General features: G+C 65.5%; 19 protein-coding genes. 16 read left to right on the forward strand and 3 right to left on the reverse strand.

Going from position 1 to position 19,365, the window contains the following annotated elements:
• Positions 1-8: 8 nt before the first annotated feature.
• From ABIA40_RS26465 to ABIA40_RS26475, 3 genes are all read left to right on the forward strand, one after another.
• On the forward strand, positions 9-701 hold the full coding sequence (locus ABIA40_RS26465) for a ribonuclease T (protein ID WP_404544012.1): 693 nt from the start codon (positions 9-11) through the stop codon (positions 699-701).
• A gap of 186 nt (positions 702-887) precedes the next feature.
• The gene (locus ABIA40_RS26470) at positions 888-1,748 is read left to right on the forward strand and encodes a 23S rRNA (adenine(2030)-N(6))-methyltransferase RlmJ (RefSeq protein WP_404544014.1); all 861 of its coding nucleotides are present in this window, start codon (positions 888-890) and stop codon (positions 1,746-1,748) included.
• 291 nt (positions 1,749-2,039) lie between these two features.
• Entirely contained in the window at positions 2,040-2,255 is a 216-nt protein-coding gene (locus tag ABIA40_RS26475) for a cold-shock protein (RefSeq protein ID WP_008544396.1), read from the forward strand.
• A 69-nt stretch (positions 2,256-2,324) separates the two neighbouring features.
• Here ABIA40_RS26475 and ABIA40_RS26480 read toward each other — a convergent pair whose 3' ends face one another.
• A complete protein-coding gene (locus ABIA40_RS26480) occupies positions 2,325-2,948 on the reverse strand; it encodes an outer membrane protein (protein ID WP_225186194.1) in 624 nt (207 codons plus the stop codon).
• Between the two features lie 250 nt (positions 2,949-3,198).
• Between ABIA40_RS26480 and uvrC the strand changes: the two genes are divergently transcribed.
• From uvrC to ABIA40_RS26515, 7 genes are all read left to right on the forward strand, one after another.
• Entirely contained in the window at positions 3,199-5,259 is a 2,061-nt protein-coding gene (gene uvrC / locus ABIA40_RS26485) for an excinuclease ABC subunit UvrC (RefSeq protein ID WP_157286521.1), read from the forward strand.
• A 97-nt stretch (positions 5,260-5,356) separates the two neighbouring features.
• The gene (gene pgsA / locus ABIA40_RS26490; RefSeq protein ID WP_036009286.1) at positions 5,357-5,974 is read left to right on the forward strand and encodes a CDP-diacylglycerol--glycerol-3-phosphate 3-phosphatidyltransferase; all 618 of its coding nucleotides are present in this window, start codon (positions 5,357-5,359) and stop codon (positions 5,972-5,974) included.
• Entirely contained in the window at positions 5,971-6,222 is a 252-nt protein-coding gene (gene moaD / locus ABIA40_RS26495) for a molybdopterin converting factor subunit 1 (RefSeq protein WP_271539059.1), read from the forward strand. Before pgsA ends, moaD begins: the two co-directional genes overlap by 4 nt.
• A gap of 4 nt (positions 6,223-6,226) precedes the next feature.
• Entirely contained in the window at positions 6,227-6,694 is a 468-nt protein-coding gene (locus tag ABIA40_RS26500) for a molybdenum cofactor biosynthesis protein MoaE (RefSeq protein WP_404544017.1), read from the forward strand.
• Positions 6,694-7,653 carry a 50S ribosomal protein L3 N(5)-glutamine methyltransferase gene (gene prmB, locus ABIA40_RS26505; protein WP_404544020.1) on the forward strand — a complete coding sequence of 320 codons (960 nt, stop codon included), beginning with the start codon at positions 6,694-6,696 and terminating at the stop codon, positions 7,651-7,653. The genes ABIA40_RS26500 and prmB overlap by 1 nt, the downstream gene beginning before the upstream one ends.
• A gap of 91 nt (positions 7,654-7,744) precedes the next feature.
• Positions 7,745-8,329: a phage holin family protein gene (locus ABIA40_RS26510; RefSeq protein WP_404544022.1), complete on the forward strand. Its 585-nt coding sequence runs from the start codon at positions 7,745-7,747 to the stop codon at positions 8,327-8,329.
• Positions 8,329-9,459: a YihY/virulence factor BrkB family protein gene (locus ABIA40_RS26515; protein WP_157286517.1), complete on the forward strand. Its 1,131-nt coding sequence runs from the start codon at positions 8,329-8,331 to the stop codon at positions 9,457-9,459. Before ABIA40_RS26510 ends, ABIA40_RS26515 begins: the two co-directional genes overlap by 1 nt.
• Before the next feature lie 47 nt (positions 9,460-9,506).
• Here ABIA40_RS26515 and ABIA40_RS26520 read toward each other — a convergent pair whose 3' ends face one another.
• The gene (locus tag ABIA40_RS26520; RefSeq protein WP_404544024.1) at positions 9,507-10,346 is read right to left on the reverse strand and encodes a class I SAM-dependent methyltransferase; all 840 of its coding nucleotides are present in this window, start codon (positions 10,344-10,346) and stop codon (positions 9,507-9,509) included.
• 298 nt (positions 10,347-10,644) lie between these two features.
• Between ABIA40_RS26520 and ABIA40_RS26525 the strand changes: the two genes are divergently transcribed.
• Together ABIA40_RS26525 and ABIA40_RS26530 are read left to right on the forward strand one after the other, a co-directional pair.
• Positions 10,645-12,123 carry an EAL domain-containing protein gene (locus tag ABIA40_RS26525; RefSeq protein WP_404544026.1) on the forward strand — a complete coding sequence of 493 codons (1,479 nt, stop codon included), beginning with the start codon at positions 10,645-10,647 and terminating at the stop codon, positions 12,121-12,123.
• A gap of 15 nt (positions 12,124-12,138) precedes the next feature.
• Positions 12,139-12,993 carry a TIGR01459 family HAD-type hydrolase gene (locus ABIA40_RS26530; RefSeq protein ID WP_271539071.1) on the forward strand — a complete coding sequence of 285 codons (855 nt, stop codon included), beginning with the start codon at positions 12,139-12,141 and terminating at the stop codon, positions 12,991-12,993.
• Positions 12,994-13,204: 211 nt separating this feature from the next.
• On the opposite strand, the gene ABIA40_RS26535 is transcribed toward ABIA40_RS26530, so the two are convergent.
• Entirely contained in the window at positions 13,205-13,600 is a 396-nt protein-coding gene (locus tag ABIA40_RS26535; protein WP_008567674.1) for a response regulator, read from the reverse strand.
• Positions 13,601-13,830: 230 nt separating this feature from the next.
• Between ABIA40_RS26535 and ABIA40_RS26540 the strand changes: the two genes are divergently transcribed.
• The 4 genes from ABIA40_RS26540 (at position 13,831) to ABIA40_RS26555 (ending at position 19,353) form a co-directional block, all read left to right on the forward strand.
• Positions 13,831-14,814, forward strand: coding sequence for a bifunctional riboflavin kinase/FAD synthetase (locus ABIA40_RS26540; protein WP_404544029.1), 984 nt, complete (start codon positions 13,831-13,833; stop codon positions 14,812-14,814).
• A gap of 203 nt (positions 14,815-15,017) precedes the next feature.
• Complete coding sequence (gene ileS / locus ABIA40_RS26545) at positions 15,018-18,026, forward strand: isoleucine--tRNA ligase (protein WP_404544031.1); 3,009 nt, start codon at positions 15,018-15,020, stop codon at positions 18,024-18,026.
• 10 nt (positions 18,027-18,036) lie between these two features.
• Positions 18,037-18,531: a signal peptidase II gene (gene lspA, locus ABIA40_RS26550; protein ID WP_404544034.1), complete on the forward strand. Its 495-nt coding sequence runs from the start codon at positions 18,037-18,039 to the stop codon at positions 18,529-18,531.
• 96 nt (positions 18,532-18,627) lie between these two features.
• On the forward strand, positions 18,628-19,353 hold the full coding sequence (locus ABIA40_RS26555) for a hypothetical protein (RefSeq protein WP_404546359.1): 726 nt from the start codon (positions 18,628-18,630) through the stop codon (positions 19,351-19,353).
• The last annotated feature ends 12 nt before the right edge of the window (positions 19,354-19,365 follow it).

Below are 19,365 nucleotides of genomic sequence, written 5' to 3' on the forward strand. Positions count from 1 at the left end.
GCGTCGCCATGTTTCACTTCAGATTGCGTTCGTTGTCCCGTTTGATGATCTCGCTCACTCTTGCTGCGGGGTTGGCCAGCCTCGCCGGCGGTGCGAAGGCGCAGGACAAGCGGCAGAACGCACCCGGCGAGTTCGACTTCTATGTGCTGGCGCTATCGTGGTCGCCCTCGTTCTGCGAGGAGGCCGCCGAACGCGGCGGACGGTCCCAGATGCAATGCAGCGGACGGCCCTACGCCTTCGTGGTGCATGGGCTGTGGCCGCAATATGAAAACGGCTTCCCCGAATATTGCCAGCGGCCGGCGCCGCGGCTGAACCGCAATATCGTTTCCTCGATGCTCGACCTGATGCCAGCGCCGGGCCTGATCTTCAACGAATGGGACAAGCACGGCACCTGCTCCGGGCTCGAGGGCCGCGGCTATTTCGAGATGATCCGCAAGGCGCGCGCTGCGATCAAGATCCCGCCCGAATATCTCGATCTGGCGCAGGCCAAGACCGTCGCGCCGGCGGAGGTCGAGGAGGCCTTCATCAAGGCCAATCCGGGTCTCGGCAGTGCCGCCGTCTCGGTCACCTGCAACCGGACACGGCTGTCAGAGGTCCGCATCTGCCTCAGCAAGGACCTGCAATTCCGCGCCTGCGATGAGATCGAGCGCCGCGCCTGCCGCCGCGACCAGGTGACGATGCCGCCGATCAGGGGCGGGTAGGCACGCTCTCGTGCCCCGGATGCAGCGCAATGCGCCGCGAACAGCGGCGTGGTGTGCTGCTGATCCGGGGCCTTTCGCGAAGAGCTGGGTCCCGGCTCAGCGGCGCAGCGTTACACGCTGCACCGCGTCCGGGACACGTGATCGTGCCTCTTTGCTCAAGCCATCGCGTGGCGTAGTGCTCTTGCCATGAACTACCGCCACGCCTTCCACGCCGGCAGCTTCGCCGATGTCATCAAGCACATCGTGCTGGCGCGCATCCTTACTTATCTGCAGGACAAGCCGGCAGCGTTCCGCGTCATCGACACCCATGCCGGCGCCGGCCTCTACGATCTCGACAGCGAAGAGGCGCGCCGCGGCGGCGAATGGCTGACCGGCATCGCGCGGCTGCTGCAGGCACGCCTGTCGAACGAGAGCGCAGCGCTGACGAAGCCTTATCTCGACATCGTCCGCGCCTTCAACCCAAAGGGGGAGCTCAAGGCCTATCCGGGCTCGCCGTTGATCGCACGCGGCCTGCTCAGGCCGCAGGACCGGCTCGTCGCCTGCGAGCTCGAGCCGAAGGCCCGGAAAGCGCTGATCGACGCGCTGCGCCGCGACGAGCAGGCCCGCGTGGTCGATCTCGACGGCTGGGTGGCGCTGCCGGCCTTCGTGCCGCCGAAGGAGCGGCGTGGCCTCGTGCTGATCGATCCGCCCTTCGAGGCCAAGGACGAGTTCGAGCGGCTCGGCGAAGCCTTCTCGGCAGCGTTCGCGAAATGGCCGACCGGTATCTACGTAATCTGGTATCCCGCCAAGAACCGGCGCGCCACCGACACGCTGGCACAAACCGTGGCGCGGCTCGCAGCTGCAGCAAAGCCGCCCGGAAAATGCCTGCGCCTCGAATTCAGCGTCGCGCCGCAAGCCGACAGCGCCGCCCTCACCTCCACCGGTCTCTTGATCGTCAACCCGCCCTACACGCTGCACGGCGAGCTCAAGACCATTCTGCCGGAGCTGGAAATACCGCTCGGCCAGGGCGGTGCTGCCAGATTCCGGCTGGAGGTGCCCAAGCCTTGACGCCAAGCATTGACGCCAAGCCGTAACGCCAAGCCGTAACACTCCGGCATTCTTGGGAAAAATATGCAGGACCGGTAGTCAATCTGCAAAGAACCGTATTATGCTATTTCCGTGACTGGCTTTACGTTCCGCTTCCGCGAATGGTTGCGGCGGAGTGAAGGCCCTAAGAAAGATCCCGCCGGACCGATCAGGTCCGTCCAAGGATGGCCAGCTCCCGGGCTCCGTAAGGCCCGGTCATGTCGCGACGTGAGTCTGCGTCGCGACGGAGGAGCAATGAGGGGGAGTTTCCCGATGGCCATGACGGGAACGGTCAAGTTCTTCAACGGCGAGCGCGGCTACGGCTTCATCAAGCCTGACGACGGCGGTCGCGATGTCTTCGTTCACATCACTGCTGTGGAGCGGGCGGGACTGAAGGACCTTGCCGAAGGACAGCGTATTACTTTCGAAGTCGAACCGGACAAGAAGGGGAAGGGACCGAAGGCGGTCAATCTGGTGATCCTCTCCTAGCAAGCCTGGCGAAAAAAATCCCGGCCGCGAGCGGCCGGGAGGCTGGTCCGGTATTTTCTTCTTTGGATGTCAGAAGCGATAGTTCACGCCTGCGCGGACAACGTTGGCGCTATAGCCGTTTGACACGCCCGTGATTGCGAACTGGCTGGTCGAGAGATCGATGTAGAGATATTCGAGCTTGGCGCTCCAGTTCGGCGCGAGGCCGACTTCCGCACCGGCGCCGATGGTCCAGCCGGCGGTGGTGTGCGACTCAGACCAGCCGAAGGTCTGCGCCCGCAGCTCGCCGAAGGCGAGACCGGCAGTGCCGTAGAACAGCACGTTGTTGAACGCATAGCCGGCGCGGCCGCGCAGGGTGCCGAACCACGGATTGGAGAACTTCCACGGCGCGAACGTGTCGTCGGCGCCGGCGGCCTGGATGTCGCCCTCGACGCCGAACACCCACGGGCCGTTCTGGAAATTGTAGCCGGCCTGCACACCGGCGACGAAGCCGGACGGCTTGGTGGGGTTGTTGTCGACCGAGCCCCATTCGTAGCCGATATTGCCGCCGAGATAGGGACCCGCCCAGCTATAGGCATTGAGCGGCTGATTGACGGTATAGGGCGCACGCTGCCCGTATTGGAGATCGGCGGCCTCTGCCGAAGCTGTCCAGCCGGCTGCAACCAACGCGGCCGCGCCCACAACGAGCCTCTTCATCACTCACTCCAACGCCACTGTCGCAACCCGAGCGATGCCCGCGCCGCCGCACGAGCAAAACCGCATGGTTACGGAACCAAGAACTTTTCGCGTAGGATTTATCGAGAGTTTTAAGTTAAAGGGCTGTTAAGCCGGGTTACCGCCCGCTTAACAGACTTAAGGAAGCGTTACCGGAAACTGGGCGCCATCCGCTGTGCGTGCCGCATGGCCGGAACTTCAAATCAGTCCCCCCAGCGCCTAAATTCGTCCCATGGTTCACGATTCCCCCGACAATCCGGACGACCGCGCGCGCAAGGCGCCGCCGGCTCAAGCGATCGACACGCCGCCCGAGCGGCTGGCCGGGCCGGACGTCGATCCCGCGGCGGCAGGGGGCGACGACGAGGACGATGCCCTGCTGCCGGACATCCTGGAAGAGAGCGGCGCCGTCGGCGAAGGCCCGCTCGCGACCGGTCACGAGGCGATCGAGCGCGCGGTCCGCCTCGCACCGACCTCCCCCGGCGTCTACCGCATGCTCAATGCGAACGCCGACGTGCTCTATGTTGGCAAGGCCAAGAACGTCAAAAAGCGCCTGGCCAGTTATGCGCGCCAGAGCGCGCCGCTGCCGGCCCGCATCCTGCGCATGATCGCGGCCACCGTCACGGTGGAGATCGTCTCGACCACCACCGAGACCGAGGCGCTGCTGCTGGAAGCCAACCTCATCAAGCAGCTGCGGCCCCGCTTCAATGTGCAGCTTCGCGACGACAAGTCGTTCCCCTACATCCTGATCACCGGCGACCATTGGGCGCCGCAGATCCTCAAACATCGCGGGGCGCAGACCCGGCCCGGCCGCTATTTCGGCCCCTTCGCCTCCGCCGGCGCGGTCAACCGCACCATCACGGCGCTGCAGCGCGCGTTTTTGATCCGCTCCTGCACCGATTCCTTCTTCGAGAGCCGCACCCGGCCCTGCCTGCTCCACCAGATCCGCCGCTGCGCCGGACCCTGCACCCGGGAGATCGATTTCGGCGGCTATTCGACGCTGGTGCGCGAGGCCAGCGACTTCCTCTCCGGCAAGAGCCATGCGGTGAAGCAGGAACTCGCCGGCGAGATGGAGAAGGCCTCGAACGAGCTGGAATTCGAGCGCGCCGCACTGTACCGCGACCGCCTCGCCGCGCTGTCGGCGATCCAGTCGCAGCAGGGCATCAATCCGCGCACGGTGGAGGAAGCCGACGTGTTCGCCATCCACCAGGAGGGTGGCTTCTCCTGCGTCGAGGTGTTCTTCTTTCGCACCGGACAGAACTGGGGCAACCGCGCCTATTTTCCGCGCGCGGAGAAGAGCTTTACGCCGGAGGAGGTGCTGGGGTCCTTCCTGGCGCAGTTCTACGACGACAAGCCGCCGCCGAGGAACATCCTGCTCTCGCACGAGATCGAGGAGAGCGAGCTGCTCGCCAACGCGCTATCGATCAAGGCTGGCCACAAGGTCGAGGTCACCGCGCCCAAACGCGGCGAGAAGAAGGAGCTGGTCGCCCACGCGCTGACCAATGCGCGCGAGGCGCTCGGCCGCAAGCTCGCGGACACCGCGACGCAAAGCCGGCTGCTCGAGGCCATGGCCGCGACGCTGAGCCTGCCGCACGTGCCCAAGCGCATCGAGGTCTACGACAACAGTCACATCCAGGGCACCAACGCGGTCGGCGCCATGATCGTCGCGGGCCCAGATGGCTTCGTGAAGAACCAGTACCGCAAGTTCAACATCAAGTCGGAAGGGATCACGCCCGGCGACGACTTCGCCATGATGCGCGAAGTGCTGGAGCGCCGCTTCAAGCGCCTGATCAATCCGCCCGAGGACGCCGCCAGCAAGGCCAAGGACGACGATTTCCCGCAATGGCCCGACCTCGTGATCATCGACGGCGGCCGCGGCCAGCTCAATGCCGTGCGCGAGATCTTCGCCAATCTCGGCCTGACCCAGGTGTCGCTGATGTCGGTCGCCAAGGGACCGGACCGGGATGCCGGCCGCGAGACCCTGTTCATGCCGGAGCGCGAGGCGATCAAGCTGGAGCCGCGTGATCCCGTGCTCTATTTCATCCAGCGCCTGCGCGACGAAGCCCACCGCTTCGTCATCGGCTCGCACCGCAAGCTGCGCAAGAAGGACATCCGCGAGGCTGGTTTGCAGGAGATTCCGGGCATCGGCCCGTCACGCAAACGTGCCTTGCTGCACCATTTCGGAACCCTGAAGGAGATCGAACGGGCCTCGATCGCCGATCTCGGCAAGGTTCCGGGGGTGAGCGCCGAGAGCGCGCGCAGGATTTTCGAATATTTCCATCCCCAACCGGGATGAACTAAAGGGGGACCGCAGTCATATGATCGTCGTGTCCGCACCTCATTTGGGGCGCGGGACGGTTGACGTTCAGGCAGCAGCGGTATTGGTAGGACGGATGAACATCGCCACCACACGAGGGACGACCAGCCGCGCGATGTCCCTCCCCAACATCCTGACCTATGGCCGGATCGCCGCGATCCCGGTCGTGGTCGGATGCATCTATGCGCAGTCGATTCTGGATCAGCCGCTCTGGCTGCGCTGGCTCGCGGTCGCCCTTTTCATCGCCGCGGGGGTGACGGATTACCTCGATGGCTATTACGCGCGGATCTGGAATCAGCAATCGGCTTTCGGCCGCATGCTCGATCCGATCGCCGACAAGCTGCTGGTCGCATCGTGCCTATTAATGCTGGCCGCGGACGGCATCATTCACGGCTGGTCGCTATGGGCCGCCATCGTGATCCTGTGCCGCGAGATCCTGGTCTCGGGCCTCCGCGAATATCTGGCTGCGCTCCGCGTCAGCGTGCCCGTGACCAAGCTTGCGAAGTGGAAAACCACGGTCCAGCTGGTTGCGATCGGCTTCCTGATCGCCGGCCCAGCCGGCGATCAGGTGGTGCCGGTGGTCTCGATGATTGGGCTCGCACTGCTGTGGGCTTCGGCGATCCTCACCATGTACACCGGCTACGACTATTTCCGCGCCGGCATCCATCACCTCATCAAGGAGGACGAGGGATGAAGGTGAAGTATTTCGCCTGGGTACGCGAGCGCGTCGGCAAGGCCGAAGAGACGATCGAGCCTCCCGCGAGCGTGCGCACCGTCGAGGAGCTGATCGCCTGGCTCTCCGGCCAGAGCGAAGCCTATGCGCACGCGTTCGAGAAGCCGAAGGTGATCCGCGCCGCGATCGACCGCGCTCACGTCAAGCAGGACACCGCCATCGCAGGCGCCCGCGAGATCGCGTTCTTCCCGCCCATGACCGGCGGCTAGCCTCATGACCTGCCCCGTCACCATCCGTATCCAGGAAGACGATTTCGACATCGCGCGCGAGATCTCGGTCCTGACGAGCAGCCGGACCGATATCGGCGCTGTGGTGACATTTTCCGGCATCTGCCGCGCCGACGAGGACAGCGCCAAGGTCGCTGCGCTGACGCTCGAACATTACCCCGGCATGGCGGAGGAAGAGATCAGGCGCCACGCCGACGAGGCCGTCTCGCGCTGGCCGCTCAACGGCATCACGGTGATCCACCGCGTCGGCCGCTTGATGCCGGGCCAGAACATCGTGCTGGTGGTGGCCGCCTCGCAGCACCGACAGGCGTCGTTCGAGGCCGCCGAGTTCCTGATGGACTATCTCAAGACCAGCGCGCCGTTCTGGAAGAAGGAAGAGAGCGCTACCGGCACCGACTGGGTCGAGGCCCATGCCCGTGACGACGAAGCCGCCGCACGCTGGACCAAATCCTGATGGCTAAGCCAACGAAAAAGACCGCGCGCGGCCGCGCCGCGCCTGACCTCGCGAAGGTGGGACCCGGCGAGCTTCTCACGCTGCTCGACTTCGTCCGCTACGCGGTGAGCCGCTTCGTCGAGGCGAAGCTCGCCTTTGCCCACGGCACGACCGACCCCGTCTCTGAAGCCGCGTTCCTGGTCTGCGAGGCGCTGCATCTCAATCCCGACCAGTTCGAGATCTTCGCCAACGCGCGCGTCAGCGCCGCGGAAGGCAAGACCCTCCTCGATCTCATCCATCAGCGCGTCACGACGCGCAAACCGGCCGCCTATCTCGTCAACAAGATCTACATGCGCGGCCTCTCGTTCTATGTCGACGAGCGCGTCATCGTTCCGCGCTCCTTCATCGGCGAGCTCCTGGAGTCGCATTTCGGCGCCGACGGCGAGGCCGGATCGCTGATTGACGACCCGACGGCGGTCGAGCGCGTGCTCGATCTCTGCACGGGCTCGGGATGCCTTGCGATCCTCGCCGCGCATCATTTCCCGAACGCCAATATCGACGCCGTCGACATCTCCAAGGGCGCACTCGAGGTCGCGGCACGCAATGTCGGCGAATACGAGCTCGAGGACCGCATCAGCCTGTATCGCGGCGACCTTTTCGCCCCGCTCGGCGACAACAGATACGACCTGATCATCACCAACCCGCCCTACGTCGACGCTGAGGGCATGGCGGCGTTGCCGCCGGAATGCCGCGCCGAGCCGAAGCTCGCCTTCGATGGTGGCGCCGACGGTCTCGACGTGGTGCGCCGGATCCTGCGCGATGCGCCCGACCACCTGACGGCGGATGGCGGGCTGATTTGCGAGATTGGCCGCGGCCGCGAGCTGGTCGACGCGGCTTTCCCGGAACTGCCGCTGCTCTGGCTGGACACCGAAGATTCCGAGGGCGAGGTGTTCTGGATCGCAGCCGCCGATCTCGGCTGATTCATCGCGGCCGATCACGCTCCGTCGGAACAAGTCAAATATCGCCACGTTCATCCCCCGACGAATTTTCTAGTCCTTGGAGGATGTCCGCATGCTCGCGCCATCGGGCGAATTGCTGCGCGCCGGGATGGCGCTCAAGCTCAATCACGTCAAACGCGCTGCTCAATCCTATCTGCGCGACCAGACCAGCCAGGCAACCGGCAAGGTGACATCCTACGCCGTGGCCGGCGGGCTGTTCGCGGTCGCCGGCCTGTTCGTTGTCGCGGCATTTTTCGTTGGCCTGATCGCCTTGTACCGCTGGGTCGGGATCACCTACGGGCAGTTCTGGGGATTTGGCGCCGTCGCCGCAGTGCTGCTGGTGCTGGCTGCGGTCTGTGCCGGGGTGGCTATGGCCCAAATGAAACGCAAGGCCAAGCCGGTCGTGCCGCTCGCGAGCCGTCTGCGCGTGGCGGTCGCCACGCCCCGGATCCCGCGTGGAACGGTCAAGGAGGCGGTGAAGGAGGTCGCAACGACGATTCCCCTCGCGCCGCTCGCACCGGGCGAGCGCGGCAGCATCAAGACCTGGCCGGCCCGCGCCAACCGTCCCGTGCAGCTGGGCCTGATGCTCGCGGCGGTCGGCCTGGTCGGGCTGACTGCCGCCCGGCGGCGACGCAACAGGCACAGTCTGGAGGCGTGATGCTGGCGCGGCGCTCCGATCAGATCGACTCCTGGTTGCTGGTGGCGGCAACGGCCGTGTTCGTGCTGACGGCGGAGCGCTACTTTCAGGATTCCGGCCTGGCGAGGCCGGGGCCTCCGCAAGACCACCGCAAGGGCGAAGCGAATTCCCCGGAAACTCACCCGGCCGGTGCGGCGATGCAGCCGGGCCGCGGCCGCCGGGCGAAAAGCCCGTTCGAGATCCCCTGGGCGGGCTGGAAGGACATTTTCTGGCGGACCTATCAGCGCATCGACGAGGATCGCCTGCTCGCGACCGCGGGCGGCGTCGTCTTCTTCGGGCTGCTCGCACTCTTCCCCGCAGTCACCGCGCTCGTCTCCTCCTATGCCCTGTTCGCCGATCCCGCCACGATCAGCGCCAATCTGCACACGCTTGCGACCATGCTGCCCGAGGGCTCGTTCCAGATCGTCGAGGAGCAGGTCGCGCGCGTGGTGTCGAACGGCAATGCGACGCTCGGCGTCACCTTCCTGGTCGGCCTGCTGCTTGCGATCTGGAGCGCCAATGCCGGCGTCAAGGCGATCTTCGACGCCCTCAACGTCGCCTATGAGGAGCGCGAGAAGCGCAGCTTCATCCGGCTGAACATGGTCTCGCTGGCCTTCACCGTTGGCGGCATCGTGGCGCTGCTGTTGATGGTGGGAGCCGTCGTCGCCTTCCCGCTTGCGCTCAATCATCTCGGCATGGCGCCCGAAAGCAAGCTGATCGTGGCGCTGGCACGATGGCCGCTGCTGTTCATCATCCTGCTGGTCGCACTCGCCATCCTCTATCGCTTCGCGCCGAGCCGCGATGCGCCGCGCTGGCAATGGCTGAGCCTCGGCGCCGTGATTGCCGCGATTCTCTGGATCGCGGGCTCTGCCCTGCTGTCCTGGTATCTCTCGGAATTCGCCAATTACAACGCGACCTACGGCTCGCTGGGCGCGGCGATCGGCCTGATGACGTGGATGTGGATGTCGGCGATCGTCATCATGTTCGGCGCCGAGCTGAATTCGGAGATCGAGCGGCAGACGCTGCGCGATACCACCACCGGGCGGGCGAAGCCGCTCGGCACCCGGGACGCCGTCTCCGCCGACACGGTCGGCGCCACCGCGCCATTTTGATCGGTGGCGGTCGGGCCGAAGCTGGCCCGACCGCATCCCGGGCGCGATCAGCGCTTGGTGATCACGGCTTCCAGATATTCGCTGTGCACCACGATCGTGCCGTCATCGGCGTGGTTGAACTCTTCGAGCAGCGCCAGGAGATCGCGCGTCAGCGCGGCTTGCCCGTTCGCGTCGAGCGCGGCAAACGCCTTCAGCGTGGGGCCGTAGAAAGTCTTGAAGATGTCGAGCCAGTGGTCCGGCGACCGATAGCGGAACACGAACATGCGCGGCTCGGCGGCGATCTCCGCGGCCACGCCGCCGAACATCTCCTCGAGCCGTGCCGGTGTCCCCCACATGGCGGGCGATTTCACCCCGGCCGGCGGCGGCAAATGCTTGCCGATGGTCTTGAACAGCTGGCCGATAAAACCTTGCGGCGTCCAGTTGGCAAGGCCGATCTTGCCGCCGGATCTGCAGACCCGCGCGAGCTCGGAAGCGGCCTTGTCCTGATCCGGTGTGAACATCACGCCGAAAGTCGAGAGCACGACGTCGAAGGCGGCATCCGCAAACGGCAGCGCCTCGGCATCCGCCTCGCGGAACTCAACAGTGAGGTGTTCGGCCATGGCGCGCTCGCGCCCGCGTTTGAGCAGCGCCGGTACGTAGTCGGTGGATGTGACGTCACACCAGCGCCGCGCCGCCGCCAGCGTTGCATTGCCGTTGCCCGCCGCGACGTCCAGCACCTTGCTGCCGGCGCGCAAGTCAATGGCCTCGCAGAGCTGTTCCCCGACGATCTGCAAGGTGGTGCCGACCACGGCATAATCGCCGGACGACCAGGCGCCGTGCTGGCGCTGCTTGACGGCGGCAAGATCGGGCTGGGGGGCGGCTTGCTTGAGCGCGGCGGATGTCGACATGGCAATCTCCTGCGGTTGAAAACGCCGGGACGATAGAGCGCATGCGGCGCGCTGGCCTTGAGGGCGGCATGATTTTCCGCTGAGAGCGTCTTGATTTCCGCACCTGAGCCGGCAGACGGGTAACGAAAGGCTTTGGGCGCGCGGGCCTGAATAGGCGCCGACACAGTCACTATCCCCTCGAATCAACAATGATGTTAGGCTCATCGATGCTTGGGGGAGCATGAGGCGTGACGAGGTCGAGCGCGACCCGTGTTTTCCCCGGGTGAGGCAGTCAGCTCTTAAAGGCATAACGCGCGGCATGATTCGCATTTCGACGATCTTCATCGCCATCTGCATGGTCCTGGTCGCGGCCTCGCTCGGGCTCGTGCTCTATTCGGTCACCGGCATCAGCGGAACGGAATCGGCGATCGTGGCGCTGACCGCGCTGACCTTCCTGATCCTCTACAACGCGGTGTCGATGCGGCTGCGCGACCGCAGCGACGTCGGCGGCCAGATCGCCGACCTCTCGCGCGGCACTGCCGACCTCGCCCGCCAGGTGGCCGAGTTCGGCCGCCGGCTGGCTGCGGTCGAGAGCCGCATCGCCGCGTCCAATTCGACCAATTCCGACCGCATCCAGTCGGTCATCGGCGAGATCAATGAACTCGGCGGATTGGTCAGGCAGCTCGCCACCACCGTCGCGGCCCATGAGGATCTGCTCGCCGGCCACGCGCCAGCGGCGGCACCCGCCCCGATCACAAGGCCCGAGCCGGAAACGCCGATCGATCTGGCTGCCCCCTTCGAGGAGAAGCCGCTCGCTCCTCCTCCCCTTCCGCAGCCCCCGCCACGGCCGGCGCCGCCGACGGTGCAGGCCCAGGCCATCCCCCCGGTTCAGACCGCCAATGGGCGCAACCAGACCCAATTGCTGGCGACGCTGCGCAATGCAGTCGACGAGAACCGCATCGATATCTTCCTGCAGCCGATGGTGACGCTGCCGCAGCGCAAGGTGCGGTTCTACGAGGCGGTGACGCGCCTGCGCGACGAGCGCGACCAGCTCATCGCCGCCGAGGAGTTCATCAGCATCGCGGAAGCCTCGGGCCTGATCGGGCGCATCGACAACATGGTGATGCTGCGCTGCGTGCAGGTGCTGCGGCGTCTGATGGTGCGCAACAAGGACGTCGGCGTGTTTTGCAACGTCGCGGCTTCCACGCTGGGCAATTCCACTACCTTCGCGCAATGCCTCGATTTCCTGGAAGCCAATCGCGCGCTGGCGCCCTCGCTGGTGCTGGAGTTCAAGCAGTCGACCTTCCGCAATCTCGGTCCCGTCGAGACCGAGAACCTTGCGGCGCTCGCCCAGCGCGGTTTCCGTTTCTCGATCGACCATGTCACGGATTTGCGCATCGAGCCGCGGGAGCTGGCCGATCGCGGGGTTCGCTTCATCAAGGTGCCGGCCGCGCTGCTGCTCGATCCCAAGCAGGCCTCCGCCTCCGACATCCACCCGTCCGACCTCTCCGACCTGCTCGGCCGCTTCGGCATCGACCTGATCGCCGAACGGATCGAAGGCGAGCGCGCCGTGGTCGACCTGCTCGACTATGACGTGCGGTTTGGACAGGGCTTCCTGTTCGCGCCGCCCCGGCCATTGCGGCCGGAGGGGGCATCTGCTACCGGCGGGGCCTCGCCGAACCAGGCGCAGGACATTCAGGGATCCAATGGCTCCGCCACACCCAGCTCAGGCGCGACCTCTTCGGCGCCTCCGCCCCAGCGCATCACCGGCAACGCAGCCCTCGCGCGCCGCATCTGATCGGCCGCGCTCGTCATGACCGCGCTGCATTTTGCCGGAGGCCTGCGCGAGCTCGTGGGCGGTGTGGAGGTCGTGCTCAGCGATATCTGGGGCGTGGTCCATAACGGGCTGGAATCCTTCCCCGAGGCGTGCGAGGCGCTGCACACCTATCGCAGCCGGGGCGGTACGGTAATCCTGATCACCAACGCACCGCGCCCGGCCGATTCCGTGCAGCGGCAATTGCGCAAGCTCGGCGTCCCCGATGAGACCTATGACGCCATCGTATCTTCGGGCGACCTGACCCGGCTCTACGTCGCCGAGCATCCCGGCCGCAAGATGTTCTGGCTCGGCCCCGAGCGCGACAACTCGATCTATCGCGGCCTCGATGCGGTGACCGCGCCGCTGGAGCAAGCCGATTACATCGTCTGCACCGGCCTCTACGACGACGAGACCGAGACGGCGGAAGACTATCGCGGCATGATGCTGCAGGCGCGCGAGCGCAAGCTGACGCTGGTCTGCGCCAACCCCGACATCGTGGTGGAACGCGGCGACCGGTTGATCTACTGCGCCGGCGCCATCGCCGAGCTCTACCGCGAGCTCGGCGGCGAGGTGATCTTCTACGGCAAGCCGCACCGGCCGATCTACGAACGCGCCATGGCGCTCGCCGGCGAACGCCAAGGCTACCAGATCGACCGGAAAAAGGTGCTGGCGATCGGCGATTCCGTCCGCACCGACTTAACCGGCGCCCGCGAATTCGGCATCGACTGCCTGTTCGTCACCCGCGGCATCCATGCCGAGGAGTTCGAGGGCCTCGACCAGCTCGACCCGAATTCGGTCATGGAGCTGTTCGGCCACCCGCCGAAGGCGCTGATGCGCGAATTGAAGTGGTGACGGCGGAGCGCGCGCAGCTGCAATGGGCTTAGAGGCAAGCCTCAGACGCCGTCATGGCCGGGCATAGCCGTCCGAAGGACGGCGTCGCTTGCGCTCGCCTATGACCCGGCCATCCACGTCTTCCTTTTTTTGCATCCAAGAACGTGGATGCCCGGGACAAGCCCGGGCATGACGTTCCAAACGGAAAATTGTTGTCCGGCGAAGAGCGCCCTTACGCGCTCGCCATGTCCGGGAAGACCGCCTCGATCTTGGTCTTCAGCGTCGCCGCATTGAACGGCTTGACGATGTAATTGTTCACGCCGGCCTTCTTGGCCGCGATCACGTTCTCGGTCTTCGATTCCGCGGTGATCATGATGAAGGGCGTGGTGGCGAGGTTCGGATCCGCGCGGACTTCGCGCAGGAGGTCGTAGCCCGTCATCGGCTCCATGTTCCAGTCGGAGATCACGAGCCCGTACTTCTTGCCGCGCATCTTGTTCAGCGCTGCCGAACCGTCGCTGGCATCATCGATGTTCTCGAAGCCAAGCTGCTTCAGCAGATTCCGGATGATACGGATCATGGTGCTGTAGTCATCCACCACCAGAACCGGCATCGACAAATCAACCGCCATCTCGACTCCCCCAACGCAAACCCAGGAATATTACGATCGGACCTGCCAGGCCGGCGCCCGGCAGTTCCACGCCTCAAGGACTAGCACCAAGGCCTTAAACAGCGCGTTAACTGCGGTCAGCTCCGAAGGCTTGAAATCGTGTTCAATGTCTGCCCGCCCCGCCGCTTGACTTCGCAGGGCCGGTCGCGCCACGGTCCGGGCCGGTCCTGCCCGGTTCGAGAATTCCCCTGATGGCTCCGCCTTTTACCGTCATCCGCGATACAACGCCGGATTCCGCGATTCCGAGGGGCGCCGTCGTTGCCATGGGCAATTTCGACGGCGTGCATCTCGGCCATCGCGCCGTCATCGCGGCTGCCCTGGAGATGGGCAGGGCGCATGGCCGGCCTGCGCTGGCCTTGACCTTCGAGCCGCATCCGCGACGGTTCTTCAGCCCCAACACCCCGCAATTCCGCCTGACGGACGAGCGGGCCAAGCTGCGGCTTCTGGCCGGTACCGGACTTGCCGGCGCCGTGGTCATGACCTTCGACAAGGCCCGTGCCGGAACCAGCGCGCAAGATTTCATTCACCATGACCTGATCGGGCGTCTCGGCGTCAGCGGCATCGCGGTCGGCTACGACTTCCATTTCGGCAAGGGACGGGTCGGCTCGCCCGGCCTCCTGGTCAACGAGGCGCCCCGGCTCGGCATCGAGGTCGACGTCCAGCCGCATGTCGATATCGACGAGCGGCCGGTCTCCTCCAGCGCGATCCGGATCGCCCTCGCCGAGGGCCAGCTCGACGAGGCCACGACCATGCTGGGCGCGCCCTGGTTCATCACCGGCGAGGTCATCCACGGCGAAAAGCGCGGCCGCGACCTCGGCTATCCCACCGCCAACATCCGCCTGGACGCCAATTGCGGCCTCAAGCACGGCATCTACGCGGTCCGGGTCGGGCGCGGCCAGGGAAAGGCTCAGGTGCGTCTGGATGGCGTGGCCAGCTTCGGCCGCCGCCCGACCTTCGACAATGGCGCCCCGCTCCTCGAAATCTTCCTGTTCGACTTCAAGGGCGACCTCTACGGGCAGGCGCTCGACTGCGCCTTCATCGGCTTCATCCGCGAGGAGGTGAAGTTCGAGGGCATCGAGGCCCTGATCCGCCAGATGGACGACGATTCCGCACGCGCCCGCGCCTTGCTCGCCGCCGCCCCGGACGCGTTTCCGCGGCTGGGCGTGATCGATTGAGAGGCGAAACCGGGCCACCCGGACCTTTGCGCTTCCTCCGCCCCCCTGCTATGGAGAGCCCATGTTTGCGCGGCGCATCATAGGGATTAGCGGCCCGGCTTCCGCCTGAGCCTGAGGGCTCGGCGCAAGACCGGGATTTCGTCGTTTCACCCGCGATTCCGCATCGCCATCCGTTCCCGCGCCCTTCCGAGCCAGTCAGCCTCATGTCCGAAAAGCCGCAAAAGTCCCAAAAGTCTGAAGCCAAGGACTATTCGAAGACCCTGTTCCTGCCGCAGACCGAATTCCCGATGCGCGCCGGCCTGCCGCAGCGCGAGCCGGAGATCCTCAAGCGCTGGTACGAGATCGGCCTCTACGAGAAGCTGCGCCAGAATGCGAAGGGGCGCGCCAAGTTCGTGCTGCATGACGGCCCGCCCTACGCCAACGGCAACATCCATATCGGCACGGCGCTGAACAAGATCCTGAAGGACCTCGTCACCAAGAGCCAGCAGATGCTCGGCTTCGATTCCAACTACGTGCCGGGCTGGGACTGCCACGGCCTGCCGATCGAGTGGAAGGTCGAGGAGGAGCATTATCGCAAGAAGGGCAAGCAGAAGCCCGACTTCCGCGACAGCGCCGCAATGATCGATTTCCGCAAGGAGTGCCGCGCCTATGCCACGCACTGGCTCGGCGTGCAGCGCGAGGAGTTCAAGCGCCTCGGCGTGATCGGCGATTGGGACCATCCCTACGCCACTATGAGCTATCCGGCCGAAGCCCAGATCGCGCGCGAGCTGATGAAGTTTGCCGCCAACGGCACGCTCTATCGCGGCTCCAAGCCGGTGATGTGGAGCGTGGTCGAGAAGACCGCGCTGGCCGAAGCCGAGGTCGAGTACGAGGACCACACGTCCGATACGGTCTGGGTGAAATTCCCGGTGACCTCGCCCGCGCACGGTGCCCTCGCCTCGGCGAGCGTCGTGATCTGGACCACCACGCCCTGGACGCTGCCGGGCAACCGCGCCATCTCGTTCTCGCCGAAGATCGCCTATGGCCTCTACAAGGTGACGGACGCCCCCGCCGACAATTGGGCCAGAAATGGCGACCTCCTCATCCTCGCCGATGCGCTCGCCCAAGACGTCTTCAAGCAGGCGCGCGTGACGGCTTATGAGAAGGTCCGCGACGTCCCCGGCGACACCATGGACGCGATCGAGTGTGCCCATCCGCTCAAGGGCATCGGCGGTGGCTACGACTTCATCGTGCCGCTGCTGCCTGGCGACCATGTCACCGACGACACCGGCACCGGCTTCGTGCACACGGCGCCCGGCCACGGCCGCGAGGACTTCGATGTCTGGATGGCAGAGGCGCGCGATCTCGACGCGCGCGGCATCAACACCGCCATCCCCTATACCGTCGACGAGAACGGCGCCTACACCGATCATGCGCCGGGCTTTGCCGGCAAGCGCGTCATCACCGACAAGGGCGAGAAGGGCGATGCCAACGAGGCCGTGATCAAGGCGCTCGTCGAGAAAGGCATGCTGCTCGCCCGCGGCCGGCTCAAGCACCAATATCCGCATTCCTGGCGCTCCAAGAAGCCGGTGATCTTCCGCAACACGCCGCAATGGTTCATCGCGATGGACAAGGATATCGCGACGGCTGGCAAGACCAAGGCCGGCGACACGCTGCGCGCCCGCGCGCTGCACGCGATCTCAGTGACGCAATGGGTGCCGCCGTCGGGCGAAAACCGCATCAACGGCATGATCGAGGCGCGCCCGGACTGGGTGATCTCGCGCCAGCGCGCCTGGGGCGTGCCGATCGCCGTTTTCGTGCGCGAGAAGGGTGACGGCTCCGCCGAGATTCTCCAGGACGAGGCCGTCAATGCGCGCATCGGTGAAGCCTTCGAGAAGGAAGGCGCCGACGCCTGGTATGCGACGGGCGCGCGCGAGCGCTTCCTCGGGCCCCGCGCGAACGAAAACTGGCAGAAGGTCGACGACATTCTCGACGTCTGGTTCGATTCCGGCTCGACCCACGCTTTCGTGCTCGAAGATCCCGTGCAGTTTCCCGGGCTCGCCGGCATCAAGCGCAAGGTCGACGGCGGCGCCGACACGGTGATGTATCTGGAAGGCTCGGACCAGCATCGCGGCTGGTTCCATTCCTCGCTGCTGGAAAGCTGCGGCACGCGCGGCCGCGCGCCTTACGATATCGTGCTGACCCACGGCTTCACGCAGGCCGAGGACGGCCGCAAGATGTCGAAGTCGCTCGGAAACACGATCGAGCCGCAGGCCGTCATCAAGGAATCCGGCGCCGACATCTTAAGGCTCTGGGTCGCGTCGAGCGACTATACCGACGACCAGCGCATCGGCCCCGAGATCCTGAAGAACACCGTCGAGACCTACCGCAAGCTGCGCAACACGGTGCGCTGGATGCTGGGCACGCTGCATCATTACAAGCCGGCCGACGCAATCGCGCCGGCCGAGATGCCCGAGCTCGAGCGCTTGATGCTGCACGAGCTCTCAGGTCGCGCCGCCGCGATCGGCAAGGCCTATCGGGAGTTCGACTACAAGACCGTGGTCGCGATCCTGTCGGCCTTCCTTAACAGCGAGCTCTCCGCATTCTACTTCGACATCCGCAAGGATACGCTGTATTGCGATCCGCCCTCGTCACTGACGCGCAAGGCGGCGCTGACGACCATCGACCTGTTGTGCGCTTCGATCCTGAAATGGCTGGCCCCGATCCTCAGCTTCACTGCGGAAGAGGCGTGGCGCATGTACCGGCCCGACGCCGAACCGTCCGTGCACCTGACGCTGTTCCCGACCGATCTCGAAGCCTTGCGCGACGACAGGCTCGCCGCGAAATGGGAGACGATCCGCAACGTGCGTCGCGTCGTTACCGGCGCGCTCGAGCTGGAACGCGCCGCCAAGAACATCGGCTCCTCGCTCGAGGCATCGCCGGTGATCTATGTCGCCGATCGCGGCATGCTGGCGACCTTGTTCGACATCGATCTGGCTGAAGTCTGCATCACCTCGAACTACGAGGTGCGGGAGGGCGAGGCGCCGGCCTCGGCGTTCCGCCTCGATGCCGTCCCCGGCGTCGCGGTCGTGGTGGAGAAGGCGATCGGCACCAAATGCGCCCGCTCCTGGAAGATCTCGCCGATGGTCGGCGAGGACCCTGAATACCCCGACGTCACCCCGCGCGATGCAAAGGCACTGCGCGAATGGAAGGCGCTCGGGGTGAGCGTCTGATCGGTCGGCCATGACTCCGCTCCGCGCCGGCATCCTCGCGGCCATGGTCACGCTCGTGGCCGACCAGGCCTCGAAGCTCTGGCTGTTGAACGTGTTCGAGCTTGCCCGTCGTGGCGTGGTGCGGGTAACGCCGTTCTTCGACCTGGTGCTGGCCTGGAATATCGGCATCAGCTTCGGCTGGCTTCAGAACGACAGCCAGGCCGCGCAGCTCGCGCTGATGGCCGTCAAAGCGGTCGCGGTGATCGCGCTGGCGATCTGGATGGCCCGCTCGCACACCATGCTTGCGACCGTCGCGCTCGGCCTGATCATCGGCGGCGCCATCGGTAACGGCATCGACCGCCTGGCCTATGGCGCGGTGGTGGATTTCGCCCTGTTCCACATCGAGATCGCCGGAAGTACCTATAATTGGTATGTGTTTAACCTCGCGGACGTGGCCATCGTTGCTGGGGTGGCAGCGCTATTGTATGATTCCTTCCTGGGGGTACCCGCCGCAAAAGCGCCCTGATCCCGGCCGATACGGACCGGCAGCTGGAACCCGGCTTTTGCAAGGGTCAAGCCGCGTGTGGGCGGCAATCTGCTACAATATGAAACAGGTACGGTGATGCGCAGCTCGAAGACCAGCGGTTCGATGGTTCGGGGCTCCCAATCCGGGGGCTGGCGGGCACTGAAATTGGCCGCCGTCGCGCTCGGCATCGGCCTTGTCATGTCGACCGGCGCCGCCCGTGCTGCCGATGATGACGACGACGACATGACCTTCGAAGAGAAGCTCATCGACAACCTGATGACGGGCCTTGGCGCCAGGAGCATGGAAAAACCCGGCATCGAATACCGCGAGCGTTCGCCGCTGGTCGTGCCCCCTAAGCTCGACCTGCCGCCGCCGGCCGCCGCCGAAGCCGCGGCTGCGCCGAACTGGCCGAAGGACCCCGACGAGAAGCGCCGCAAGGAAGCCATCGCCCAGCGGAAGAAGTCCGGCAACAAGGCAACGGAGTACTGGAAGAACGCCCAGCCGCTGTCGCCCGCCGAGTTGAACGCCCATCGGACGGCCGCCGCCGACAGGACGAGCAATGAGCCGGTCCAGCCAGGCACCAACGTGGCCAATCCGACGATGAGCCCTGCCGAACTCGGATATACCGGCGGGCTGTGGAAACTGTTCAAAGGGAACGGGCCTGAGTCGAAGCAGTTTACGTCGGAGCCGCCACGCCAATCACTGGTGGAGCCGCCGCCGGGATATCAGACGCCGTCGCCGAACTACGCCTACGGCGCGGGCCCGGATAATTCGAAGCGGACCTATTTCGACGTCCGATCCGGCAAGGAGAAGGAGCAATAGCGTTCCTGTCCT

It is taken from the genome of Bradyrhizobium sp. USDA 223 (assembly GCF_044909005.1).
GTDB lineage: Bacteria > Pseudomonadota > Alphaproteobacteria > Rhizobiales > Xanthobacteraceae > Bradyrhizobium > Bradyrhizobium yuanmingense.